This window comes from Anaerobium acetethylicum (assembly GCF_900096945.1).
GTDB classification, from domain to species: domain Bacteria; phylum Bacillota; class Clostridia; order Lachnospirales; family Lachnospiraceae; genus Anaerobium; species Anaerobium acetethylicum.
The window spans coordinates 13,582-26,494 of record NZ_FMKA01000022.1; the positions used below are offsets into that span (position 1 = coordinate 13,582).

Annotated in this window: 9 protein-coding genes; 7 read left to right on the forward strand and 2 right to left on the reverse strand. The window is 46.9% G+C overall.

All coding sequences use genetic code 11. The features are described 5' to 3' along the window. The first annotated feature begins 64 nt into the window (after positions 1-64). Genes BJR36_RS20975 through BJR36_RS14285 form a run of 3 tightly spaced genes read left to right on the forward strand, consistent with a single transcriptional unit; the run spans position 65 to position 3,793 of the window. Complete coding sequence (locus tag BJR36_RS20975) at positions 65-1,441, forward strand: ABC transporter permease subunit (RefSeq protein ID WP_330387940.1); 1,377 nt, start codon at positions 65-67, stop codon at positions 1,439-1,441. Between the two features lie 15 nt (positions 1,442-1,456). Continuing rightward, positions 1,457-2,356, forward strand: coding sequence for a carbohydrate ABC transporter permease (locus tag BJR36_RS14280; RefSeq protein WP_091235553.1), 900 nt, complete (start codon positions 1,457-1,459; stop codon positions 2,354-2,356). Between the two features lie 42 nt (positions 2,357-2,398). Then, positions 2,399-3,793, forward strand: coding sequence for a C-glycoside deglycosidase beta subunit domain-containing protein (locus BJR36_RS14285; protein ID WP_091235554.1), 1,395 nt, complete (start codon positions 2,399-2,401; stop codon positions 3,791-3,793). A 97-nt stretch (positions 3,794-3,890) separates the two neighbouring features. Here the strand turns inward: BJR36_RS14285 and BJR36_RS14290 are convergent, their stop codons facing one another. Further along, positions 3,891-4,568, reverse strand: coding sequence for a TetR/AcrR family transcriptional regulator (locus tag BJR36_RS14290; protein ID WP_091235556.1), 678 nt, complete (start codon positions 4,566-4,568; stop codon positions 3,891-3,893). A 267-nt stretch (positions 4,569-4,835) separates the two neighbouring features. Here BJR36_RS14290 and BJR36_RS14295 point away from each other — a divergent pair, with 267 nt between their 5' ends. The 4 genes from BJR36_RS14295 to BJR36_RS14310 all read left to right on the forward strand — a co-directional run bounded on the left by BJR36_RS14295 (position 4,836) and on the right by BJR36_RS14310 (position 10,692). After that, positions 4,836-5,981: an iron-containing alcohol dehydrogenase family protein gene (locus BJR36_RS14295; RefSeq protein WP_091235558.1), complete on the forward strand. Its 1,146-nt coding sequence runs from the start codon at positions 4,836-4,838 to the stop codon at positions 5,979-5,981. A 78-nt stretch (positions 5,982-6,059) separates the two neighbouring features. Then, a complete protein-coding gene (locus tag BJR36_RS14300) occupies positions 6,060-7,226 on the forward strand; it encodes an MFS transporter (protein ID WP_091235560.1) in 1,167 nt (388 codons plus the stop codon). Between the two features lie 390 nt (positions 7,227-7,616). Beyond that, on the forward strand, positions 7,617-8,672 hold the full coding sequence (locus tag BJR36_RS14305) for an NAD(P)-dependent oxidoreductase (protein ID WP_091235562.1): 1,056 nt from the start codon (positions 7,617-7,619) through the stop codon (positions 8,670-8,672). A 61-nt stretch (positions 8,673-8,733) separates the two neighbouring features. Further along, positions 8,734-10,692, forward strand: coding sequence for an oxidoreductase (locus BJR36_RS14310; protein ID WP_408605723.1), 1,959 nt, complete (start codon positions 8,734-8,736; stop codon positions 10,690-10,692). A 172-nt stretch (positions 10,693-10,864) separates the two neighbouring features. Here BJR36_RS14310 and BJR36_RS14315 read toward each other — a convergent pair whose 3' ends face one another. Continuing rightward, entirely contained in the window at positions 10,865-12,427 is a 1,563-nt protein-coding gene (locus tag BJR36_RS14315) for a xylulokinase (protein ID WP_207648879.1), read from the reverse strand. Positions 12,428-12,913: the final 486 nt, after the last annotated feature.

Below are 12,913 nucleotides of genomic sequence, written 5' to 3' on the forward strand. Positions count from 1 at the left end.
AGGATAGTCCGGATATGCCGCAACAATTAAAAGGGATTGAAATTCATTCATAAAGGAGAATGTTATGGATTGCGTGAGAGGAGATAGGATTGTGGAAAATGGTAGTTTATTTCATACAGAAAAAAAGAGTAAAGTGCTTTTTGATCTGATTGCCGCAGCTTTGGTTGCGTTAGCAAGCTTTGTCGCTCCATTCGCGTCCTACATATATAAAGGAAATACTTATACGATTTCAGGTTTTGAACTGCTGTCAGGAAAAACGATCATGGGTGGAAAAGTGGTGATCGATTCCTCAACCGTATTGTGGATTGCGATTGTAACTGCCCTTCTGATGGCATTGACAGCCGTTCTTTTTCAGAAGATGAAAGCGAGATCCGGTGGAGTAAGCGTCCTGATGCTTGGTATCGTTATGGCAATATGTACGGCGATATTCTCGAACCAGGTGGGCGAGATCCTGGTGGATACCAAAAATCCGAAGATGGGCTATGGAGCGCTGATGCTCATGGCTGCAGGATTGTTTTCGGTCATCAGAGGCCTGCAAATTCTGTATAAGCTGAAGGTGTTGACGGCGCTTGACTTCATGGTGCTGCCCGGACTTTTATACATTCTGGTCAACAACTATCTGCCCATGGCGGGCATTGTGCTTGCTTTCAAAAAGATCAATTTTGCAGTCGGAATATGGGAAAGCGAATGGGTCGGATTTGCAAATTTCAAGTATCTGTTTGCGACAAAAGATGCATTTATCATCACACGAAACACGATTTTATATAACATCACATTTATCATAGTGGGAAATGTACTGGGCATCCTTGTGGGAATCTGTCTGAGCGAAATCTTTTCGAAAAAGCTTCAGAAGTTCTTTCAGACGACCATACTTCTGCCGCAGCTGATCTCCATGATCATAGTTGCTTATATCGTATACGGATTTTTAAGCAATGAATCCGGATGGATCAACAACACGATCTTTGCAAATGAAGAGACAGTCAATTTCTATGCATCAAAAGCATACTGGCCGTTTATCCTGGTTTTTGTAAACACATGGAAGGGCCTGGGATACAGTTCCATTATCTTCATGTCGTCAATCATCAGCATCGACAGAAACTTATATGAAGCATCCTATGTAGACGGATGCGGAAGATGGCAGCAGATCAAACACATAACACTGCCGCTTCTGAAACCGACTATCATCACCCTTGTCCTGATTCAGGTAGGCAGAATCTTCTACTCCGATTTCGGCCTGTTCTACCAGGTTCCGATGGATTCGGGAACCCTGTTTTCAGTGACGCAGACTATCGATACTTATGTGTACCGAAGCCTGATGAAGACCAACAACATATCCATGGCATCGGCTGCAAGTGCATTCCAGTCCGTGGTAGGATTCACGATTATTATGATATTCAATGGAATTGTCAGAAAAGTAAATAAAGAAGATGCTTTATTCTAGAGAGGAGGAACTAAGATGGAATCAGGTGTAAAAGGAGCAAACGAGAAGGTTTTCCAGACCATTATTACGGCATTTCTGTTTATTTTGGCCTTGCTGGCAATTCTTCCCTTCATGTTGCTGATCTCTTCTTCCTTGACGGAAGAAAAATCATTGTTGTCAGAAGGCTATAACTTTATTACGACGCATTTTAGTGCCTATGCGTATAAGTATCTGTTCCTGTCAAACGGAGCTAAGATTTTCAGATCCTACGGGATTACATTTTTCATAACGGTTGCCGGCACAGCTGTCAGCCTGATTATCGGGCCGCTGCTGGCATACCCAATGTCCAGGGCAGACTACCCGAGGCGGAAAATCGTCACGCTGCTTGTCGTATTTACCATGCTCTTCAACGGCGGGGTCGTACCATCCTATCTGATGTGGACCCAGATCTTCCATTTGAAGAATACAATCTGGGCTTTGGTATTTCCGAATCTGCTTTTTAACGGATTCTATATCATACTTTATAAAAACAATTTCAAAGCCAATATCCATCCCGCTTTGATTGAAGCGGCAAAAATCGATGGCGCCGGAGAGTTTTTCATCTACCGGAAAATCGTTCTTCCGTTATCTACGCCGATACTGGCTACGATCGGACTGATGGTCGGCCTGGGATACTGGAACGACTGGACAAACGGTCTGTACTATATCAGCGACAACAGGCTCTACAGCCTGCAGCTGCTGCTGAACAGCATCATTAACAATATCAGCGCGCTGGCAACCATGAGCACTTCGGCGACACTGGGCCAGAGCGACATGCCTGGAACAGGAATCCGTATGGCGATGGCTGTAATAGGGGTTATCCCGATTATCATCCTCTACCCGTTTTTCCAGAAATACTTCATCAAAGGAATCGCAATCGGCGGCGTAAAAGAGTAGGAGAGCGGATAGCCGTGAAGAAAGCACGGTAAGGAGGAAGCCATGTTCGAAAAACATATGATTTATGATGAGGGCTTTTGCAATGTAGAAAAGAACGGGGAAATAACAGGCTTCCAGGTAGGCGTCCGGATTACCTACTACAGGGGCGTATGCCTGGCGGTGGTAGATAATTTTGAAGTGACGGTGGACGGAGTGCACTACACAAAGGACCAGATGACCTTTACCGTGAAAAACACGGCCTATCGTTTTGAGGAGATGGTTGGAAGAACGGATATACGCTGGGATTTCGGAGAGGTCGCCTATTTGACCATCGCCCTTCCCGGCGGCCTGTCAGAAGGCGAACATATCGTCAGGGTGGCAGAAGATATCCGGGTGGTCTATGGCATGATGCCCATGCGTATGTCAAACCATGCAGAATTGGAAAAAAAGATACGGTTAAGAAGGCCACATAAATTGCAGGCGGATATTAGAAGAGGGGTTTCCTTATACAGCTACCAGCAGGAATACTACCTCAGGCAGATGGATCTGGAAGACTGCATAAAAGCCGTGGCAGACATGGGGGCGGACGGAATTGAACTTATTTCGGAAGCCATGATCCCCAATTTTCCGAACCCGCCCCAGTCCTGGGTTGACAGATGGTTCAGCCTGATGGACAAATACCATACAGTTCCTACCTGTTACGATGCCTTCATGGACGGACAGATTTATGACGGAGTCTCAATCACAGATGACGAAGCGGTCGGGATGATGGAAAGGGATATCAGGCTTGCTGCAAGGCTGGGATTCAAGACAATGCGCGTCCTTTGCGCAGTGCCGCTGCGCATCATTGAACGTGCCCTGCCCTGTGCGGAAAGATACAATATCATTATGGGAATCGAAGTCCATGCGCCGTTTAAACTAGGCACCCCATGGCTGGACGAATACATCGATTTCATAAGGAAGACGGGCACGAAACATTTTGGAATCATCCCAGACCTGGGAATTTTCGTGGAGCGTCCTGTACGCATCCTGGAACGAAAACACATCCGCCACGGAGCCACACCGGAAATCGTAGAATTTATAAGCAGAAGCTATACGGAACGCAGGACAAGAGAAGATATCCTGCCGGAAATCATGAAGATGAATCCGAATGAAGAAGACTTAAAGTGGGCAAAGGAAGCCTTCGACTATACCTATTGCGATCCTGAACTGCTGGCAAAATACATTCCGTATATTGTCCATATCCATGGAAAAATGTACGAAATGGAAGACGGAATCGAATACAGCATTCCGACAGACAAGGTCATCCGCGTTTTGAAAGAAAACGGCTGGAAAGGCTATATCAATACGGAGTATGAGGGACAGAGGCATTATCATGATATTCCGGACTGGGATGTGGACAGCGTAATGGAAGTCCGTGAACATCATAAGATGATGAAGAGGTATATAGAGGGATAGTGAATATTGGTACCTGACACCATAAATTTTTTTTTATGGTGTCAGGTACCATAAATTTTTTTTTATGGTGTCAGGTACCGCAGCAGCCCTTCCTTTATTAATCCTCCAGGAACTTCATCTTCACATCGAAATCCGGAGAGGTGAGACGTTTGTAAGTAAGGTAGTTTGCACCCACACGCATGGTGTTCAGCAGATTGATGACTTCCGGTATAGAAAGGAAATCATCTTTATCAGAGTCCAGCCAGGTTCTGGCTGCAAGGAAATGCAGCTCCAGGTATATTTTGGTGAAATGGGAGCGGAGAGGGTCATGGGGCATGCCGTCGTCATCCATCATATGCTCGATATGTTCATTCAAAATGTGTTTCAGTTTTTTGACGAAGTAGGTATCTCCGTGTTTTGGGTCCAGCAGGACAGCGATTGCCTTCTTATGTTCTTTGCAGAAATCGAACCAGGCAAACAGTGCCAATGGCGGAGCATAATCAAATTTCGCCTCGAATAGTTCCGGAGGCAGGGGGGTGTGCCTCTCTTTTTGCAGGACCGTATATCGGTGGGTAATATCAGCCAGCAGTGAAGCTTCAATCTGCTCCATGAGGTCATAGATATCATTATAATACTGATAGAAAGTGCCCCTGGTGATGTTTACGGAGCTGCAGATTTCCTTTACGGAAATTTTATCCCATTTTTTATGGAGAATCAGATCCAGATACGCATCTGTAATTCTTTGTTTTGTCTGTTCGGATTTGGTGGTTCTGATGCCGGCAGATGGTCCTGTCATTTTGTGCCTCCTATTGCGCTTTATATATATGTTGGGGTCAGAATGTATTTTGCCCCCCTAATAGCTTCGATTAAAAACATGAAAATCAGACAGAAATAATGAAAGTGTTCTGTTGTCTGTTCATGCAAACATTTAAAATTAAGATAGGCAAGTTCCCAGGGAAATTATACAATACCAGAATCATTTAAGCAAGAAAAACGGGAATGGGAAGGGCGCTCCAGCAGAGTTTCATCTATTTAGGGTTGTAAAAGAAAAGGAGGAAAAACAATGAGTTATCATTTTTTTGTGCAAAGCGATATCGTATTCGGGAAAGGGTCAGCAGGTGAACTTCCCGGCATAATAAAGAGCCATGGTCTGAAGAACGTCATGATGATCTACGACGAGGGAGTTAAGGCCGCAGGGATTGCGGAAAAAGTGTTGGAGCAGGTGGAAAAAGCAGATGTGAAAATCATCATTTTCGATAAGGTACTCCCGAATCCGTCCAACGAACTGGTGGAAGAAGCGGCTGTGCTTGCAAAAGAGGCAGGTGTTGACGGTTTTGTTGCAGTTGGCGGCGGAAGCAGCATAGACCTTGCAAAGGCAGTAAATGTGCTGATGACAAATCCAGGGACAATCGGCCAGTATGGCGGAATCGGGAATGTGAAGAATCCGGTTCTCCCATTGGTGGCGATCCCGACAACAGCCGGTACTTCCAGCGAAATCACCAATGTGGTTGCGTTGACGGATACACAGGCAGTATGCAAATACGTCATTATCGACAACAAGATCACGCCTACAAACGTGATCGCAGATCCGGAATTCACAAGGACGATGCCGGCCTCTGTAACGGCAGCAACGGGAATGGATGCGATTACTCATGCAGTGGAAAGCTATATTTCAAATATGGCAAATCCGTTGACAGAATACAATTCTTTAAAAGGACTGCAGGTTTTATATAAGAACCTTCCAAAGGCAGTAAAAGATGGTTCTGATATGGAGGCAAGGGAACAGATGATGCTTGGATGCATCATTGCGGGATATGGATTTTCAAATGCCAATCTGGGACTGGTTCATGGAATTGCCCATACCCTGAGCGCTCATTTTCACCTGGCCCACGGCATGGCGAACGCGACGATCCTTCCATATGTCATGGAATTCAATGCCAAAAGCTGTCCGGAAAAAATGGTGGAGCTGGCGAAAGCGATCGATCTGCCTGTAACTGGAAATATGGAAGAGGATCAGTATCTTCTGGCAAAGGAACTGAAGAAGCTTGCAGAGGATATTGGAATCAGGACCTTGTCAGAACAGGGAATCGAAGAAAAAGATCTGGATATGCTTGCTGACGACGTATTGAAAGAACCGGTACTGAACTTCAATCCACGCAATAATATTACAAAAGAGCAGATTCTGGATATTTTACATAAAGCGTTTTAAAGGCACAAGGTTACAGGCAGGTATCGAAGACAGATTGCGGATATCGCCGTTAACCGGAAGAGAAAGGAATTACATCAATTGAACAAAGAAAAGAAAATCAAAATCATAATTTCCATAGTCGCAATTTCCTTTATTCAGGGACTTCAGTACAGCGTCTCGCCGGTATTGGGGCAGATACAGTCTTATTATGCGGGAGTGGACATCAGCCTGGTACAGATGCTGGTTACAGCCCCTGCCCTGCTGGCAATGATTGTGGCGCTTGTATCGGGATGGCTGGTGCTGAAAATCAGCAAAAAGAAGCTGCTTGTTTTTGGGTGCCTGGTAGCGGGAATAGCCGGATTTCTGCCGTTCCTGTCGGACAGCTTTGAACTGCTGTTTTTTTCAAGGACATTTTACGGAGTCGGCCTGGGACTTGCATGTGCTTTGAATACGGCTGTAGTAGCAGAATTTTTTGAAGGCGATGAAAGGGTGACAGTCATGGGAATCCAGGCTTCCAGCATCGGAGCCGGCATGGTGGTCATCTCTACACTGGGCGGAAAACTCGGCGCCTACGGATTCAGGGCTTCTTATTTTATCAATATAGTTGGATTCCTTTCTATGGTTGTGATTGCGCTGCTGCTTCCGGATACGGGAAAGGCAAGAGTGTCGGGCAAGGATAAGATCAGATTGAATAAAAAGGTGTTTGCCGTATCTTTTATTGGGATAGTGGAAGTCCTGTTTCTGATGTCCTACACCACGAACATTGCCATGCACATCAGTGGAAAACTGGCGGGCGATACGATGGTGTCAGGAATACTGACAGGGGTTTTTGCGGCGGCACAGATCGTTATGGGACTCCTTCTGGGACGCGTGACGAAAATTTTTGGAAACTATTCGCTGCCGGCTGCGATGCTGAGCTTCTGCGCAGGTGCAGTTATCGTGATGTGTTTTCCGTCTAGCTACCTTGGGCTGATTATCGGAGCTGTCTTTTGCGGATTTTCCCAGGGAATGTTTGTCCCCCAGGCAATGTGCGAGGTGTCAAATGCTGTAAAACCGGTGGCGGCAGCCATGGCGGCAGCGATTTTTACCTGTGCCCTGTGCATTGGGCAGCTGCTGTCTCCGATCGTACTGAACGCAGCATCAAAATTATTTTTTGGAAATGTGACGACCACTTATGTATTCCTGATTGCGGCAATCGGAATGGGTATAGCCGGAATACTCGTTAGTATTCGTCAATTTGCACAAGGTTCTGCAATGAGGACGTGATGTAAAACATGTTCATTCGCAGCGCGCTCTCGCTTAGATGAAGACGTAGTGGTACGTAAGGCCGCAAAGTACGCGGCCTAAGTACCAACGTCTTCATAAAGCTGCTCATTGAATCATGTTTTGCATCACTGAGTGTCAGAGGGCGGTGTGCAAATTGACGAAGCCGAGGTTTACGATGTGCTTTTGACACTCTAACCAAATTTTGTGACTATTCAGGACTGCGTCCTTCATAGTCACAGATGATGCACACGAATTGCAAAATCAGCAATTGGGAGCACACATGTCTCGGATTTCTATGCGAATTCAGCACAAAACACCTCGAGAGACAGGGATTCTGAACAGTTATCAAATTTTTATACTAATAAATATCAAATAATGGAGGTTTTTAAAATGAAAAAGAAATTAGCGTTATGCACACCGATTCCAGAAAAACAGATGGAATTGATCAAAGAATATTGTGACATTACTATATGTGGTGAATTAAAGCATGGAAAAGGAAATGTGACGGAAGAACAGACAAAGGAAGAATGCATGGGAAATGAGCTCGTTGTCCTTGGCGATGAATATGCCGGAGCAGATACGATTAAGGCATGGGCAGAAGCGGGAATGAAATTCATGGGAGTTGCAAAGGGGACACCTGCAACGGTGGATCATGATGCGATTGCAGAAGTGGGCCTGGAGCTCTCCTACACGCCTGGAAGGAACCGCGTGGCGGTTGCGGAATTCAATATCGGCCTTATGCTTGCAGCGGCAAGAAGAATCACCCTCAGCAGCACAGGACTGCAGAAAGGGGAGCATCTCGGGGAGCCTGTAGCGGATATCTATGATGTGCCGGATGTCAAGAATGTAATCTGGGGACCGCTTGACGAAAACCATCCTTTCATCGATTACGGCATCGGATTCGAGCTGTACGGAAAGACTCTTGGTATCGCCGGATACGGAGCAATCGGAAGAGAAGTCGCAGTAAGAGCCAAGGCATTTGGCATGGAGATCATTGCTTACGATCCATACTGCCCGGCAGAAAAGATCGAGGCGGACGGAGCGAAATCTGTGGATCTGGACACGATGTTAAGCCAGAGCGACATGGTCAGTATCCACCTGCCGGTCATTCCAGCAACAAAGGGAATGGTAAATAAAGACTGGTTCGCAAAAATGAAACCGACGGCATATGTCATCAATACAGCAAGAGCATGGGTAATTGAGCAGAAGGATTTTGTGGAAGCGCTGCAGAACAAGACAATCGCAGGTGCTGCAATCGACGTGTTCTGGCAGGAACCAGTTCCAGCCAACCATCCACTGCTATCCATGAGAAATGTAACACTGACCCCTCATATGGCGGGCCTTACTACAGATGTAGACGGCTGGTCAGGAACGATGATGGGAGACGAGGTAACTGCTTATCTGAAAGGCGAACCCAGAAAATATATCTGGAAGGTTCAGAAGTAAAAGCTGTGCGGCACCGGGCTACTGAAAAGCTGCTAAAAGAGTGATTTTTATAGGAGATGGAATGATGAAAGGGAAAGAAAAATATCCACATATATTTTCCCCAATTCGAATTGGGAATATCAGATTGAAAAACAGGATCATCGCAGCGCCTACCAGCCCGAGCATGATTACGACGGATGGACATTTTACGCCGGAGATGATCGCATATCTGGAGGAAAAAGCGCTGGGCGGTGCAAGTGTAGTAACTTATGGGGAATCGATCGTGCATTCCGCGACGGGAAAATCCCACAACAAGCAGCTGCAGCTGGATTCTTTCGGTGTAAAGCAGGGAATGGCCCAGGCTGCAAGGGCCATCCATAACGCAGGGGCTTATGCCAATATCCAGCTTTCCCACGGCGGGAAATACGGCGGCTTAACAAGCGTCGGGGGCGAGCATGGCTGCTCGGACGTTGCCTATGGACCGAGCCCAGAGACTACCCCAGCCGGAGAAGTGCAGGAAATGCCCAGGGAACTGATTCTGGAAATCATAGAATCCTACAGGGCCGGAGCCAGACTCTGTAAAGACTGCGGATTCGATATGGTTCAGGTCCATGCAGCCCATGGCTGGCTCTTTTCCCAGTTCCTGTCCCCTGTCATGAATCAGAGAACGGATGAGTTCGGCGGATCCCTGGAAAACCGCGCAAGGTTCCTCCTTATGGTGCTTGACGCTGTAAGGGACGGCGTGGGCCCAAGATTCCCTATTGAAATCAGGCTTTCCGGAGATGATCTTACGGACAGCGGACTGGGATTGGAAGATTGTATTGAAGTGGCAAAAATGGTGGATGACAAGGTGGATTTGTTCAACATTTCCTGCGGAAACCACGAGGATCCAGACATGTTCTGCAGGACCCATCCGTCTGCATTCTTCCCAAGAGGCGTGAACGTCTATCTGGCGGCAGAAATCAAGAAGCATGTGAAGACACCGGTGGCCAGTGTAGGCTCCCTGAAGGATCCTGAACAGATAGAAGAAATCATCGCAACAGGGCAGGCGGATATCGTGGAAATCGGACGCGCTCTGCTTGCGGATCCTTATCTTCCAAAGAAGGCATTGGAAGGAAATGCGGAAGATATTACGCCTTGCCTGAGATGCTATGAATGCTTCGGCGAAACCTCCAGGAGCGAAACCGTAAAATGTGCGGTAAATCCGACAATGGGGCAGCAGCTTTCAGAGAAGTGCGGCAGGAAAGATCCTGAAAGAAGGAAGAAAGTTCTCGTTGCAGGCGGAGGTCCGGCGGGAATGGAGGCAGCGATAACTGCGGCCAATAGAGGACATGATGTAACCCTGGTAGAAAAAGCAGGAAAATTAGGAGGGAACCTTCATCCGGCAGGAGCTGCCGACTTCAAGAAAGATATTGCCGATTTCTGCAGGGTTTTGATCAAGAGGGTAGAAGAAGCAGGCGTGAAAGTCGTTCTGAATACGGAAGTGACAGAAGCGTACATCAGGGAATTTGCACCGGACGTCCTGTTTGTTGCAATCGGTTCGAATGAACTGGTACCTCCGATCAAAGGAATAGATCTTCCCAATGTAATCATGGCAATTGATGCGGAACTGCACCCGGAGAAGCTCGGGAAAAAAGTCGTGATCATGGGAGGCGGCCTGGTTGGAAGCGAGGCAGCAATTTCATTCAGCCATGAAGGCAAAGAATGCTCCATCATAGAAATGAAAGGCAAAGTAGCCGAAGAGGTGAATTCCTTCTACAGAGGCGGCCTGATGGTAGAGGTTGAGAAGTCTGCATCCATCTATTTAAATACGACCGTGAAGGAAATCCTGCCGACTGGCGTATTATGCCAGAGGGATGGCAAGGAATTCATCGTGGAGGCGGATTCCGTTGTCTGCGCACTGGGATTCAGGGCGCCCTATGATAAAGTAGATTCGTTCTGCGATCTGGCAGACGAGTATTACATTATTGGCGACTGCAAGAATGTAGGACAGATCTATCAGGCGGTGAACAGCGCCTATTATGCAGCGCAACTGGTTTAAGTCAGATAGCAGCGCGTTTTGCGGGGTATATCTGAACCGCAGGCAGCAGCCTTACTTATAGTTTCGCAAATATAGAAGAAGAGTGGTCTGCAGTTTGCAGACCACTCTTCTTTCGGTAAGCAGGGAAAATTGGAAGGGACCAGGCATTCGGCCTGGTCCCTTCCAATTATAATTATTTCTGTATGTGTGCCATGGTCTCTTTCAGTTTTATTAAATCTGAATCCAAATGCTGATACATATCGATATAGAGTGGATACATCTGATCGTATACATCAGCCCATTCCTCCACAGGCTGGATGATTTCCTTTACCTGGATCAGTTTGCTGATGGTTTCCGTAAGGTCTGGGAACACTCCGACTGCATGGCCGGCAATCAGCGTATCGCCAAAAGGAACGTCACCTGATTTTTCATCCAGAATGTAGACCGGCATGCGGAGCATGGAGGCTTTGATCTGGCACCAGACACGGCTCTTCGAACCGCCTCCGGTGATGCGCAGGCAGTCTGCTTTTGCTCCGGTATCTTTGATTGTCGTCATGACATGGCGGAGGGCAAATGCAGTTCCTTCAAATACAGAACGGATGATGTCCTTGCGCTCGGTATCCAGAGACAATCCGATGAACATGCCTTTCGCATGGGAATTCCACAAAGGAGCCCGTTCGCCTAACAGATACGGGAAATAGATCAGTCCGCCGCTTCCTGGTTCTGATTCGGCAGCCAGCTGATTGAGATGCTCATAAACGTTGATGTTGTGCAGGGCGGCATAATCCTGCTCCGCCTTGCCGAAGGTGTCCAGATACCATTTGATGGATGCGCCGCTTGTATTGATCGGTGCGTCGAAGATATAAGGCATTCCGGTAATGGAGCAGGGTTTTGTTACAACCGGAAGGTCTGACTGGCTTGGTTTGTCATGCCCCACAAAAACAAGGGAAGTGGTTCCGGAAGATTCCCCGGCTTCCCCGATTTGGCTCAGGCCTGTGGCATACATGGACGCCATGGCATCGCTGGCCCCTGCAACGACGGGAATCCCGCTGACCAGTCCGGTTTCGGCGGCTGCGCTCGCTGTAACAGAACCGATGATTTCATGGACGGCTTTTGGCTGCGGCAGTATGGAATTCAGATCGACACCGATTACATCAGAGATTTCATCAGACCATTTCAAAGTATTGATATCAAGACACTGGCATCTTGCAGCCTGGTCGATATCCATAGTCATCTGACCGGTTAGTTTAAAATTCAGATAGGAGCTTGCCTGCATAATCCGGTAAGTCTTTGCGAAAAGTTCCGGCTCATTCTTTTTGAACCAGAGAATCTTATTCGGTAAAAATGCCACATCCGGCTGGGCACCGATGATAGAGACATATCTGTCAAAGCCGATGGTATCGATGATATACTGCAGTTCACCGGCAGAGCGTGCGTCCATCCAGATCAGGGCGTTTCTCAAAGGATTTCCTTCCCTGTCCAGCGGAAGCATGGTCACCGTCTGGGAACTGATGGAGATGCCCCGGATTTTTCTGACGATTTCAGGACCTGCCTGTTCTGTGACTGCACGCAGGATCTCTGCTGTATGTTCCCACCAGGCTCCAGGATCCTGCTCCACCATGCCCGGACCCGGAAAAATCAGCGAATTTGCTCTGGAAGCGGATGAGACGACAGTTCCGTGCTCATCCATGATGATTGCCTTTACATTTGTAGTTCCAAGGTCAATCCCAAGCAGATAGTTTTCAATATTACGCATGTATCATGTTCCTCCACATTTGTTTATTTAAAAGATAGTCAGCTGTTAAATAACAATCATGAGCACAATGATATAATCCTATATTTATGATAACAGAATCAGTAGAAATGCTCAAAAAGATATTTGCCGTTAGGAAGAGGAAATTCACTATCAGGAGTAGCGCGTCAAAAGCCCATTTACAGAATGGTATTCGTCAATTTGCACAAGTTTTAATAATGAGGACGTGATGCAAAACATGTTTATTCGCAGCGCGCTCTCGCTTAGATGAAGACGTAGTGGTACGTAAGGTCGCAAAATACGCGGCCCAAGTACCAATGTCTTCATAAAGCTGCTCATTAAATCATGTTTTGTATCACTGCATGATAGGTATCGAATGTGCAAATTGACGAAGCCGAACGTTACAAGAGGGCTTTTGACGCGCTAATCTTATCAGGGCAAAACGGAATTTTTTCCTTTATGTAGTGGCAATTAACGGTTTGAACCGGA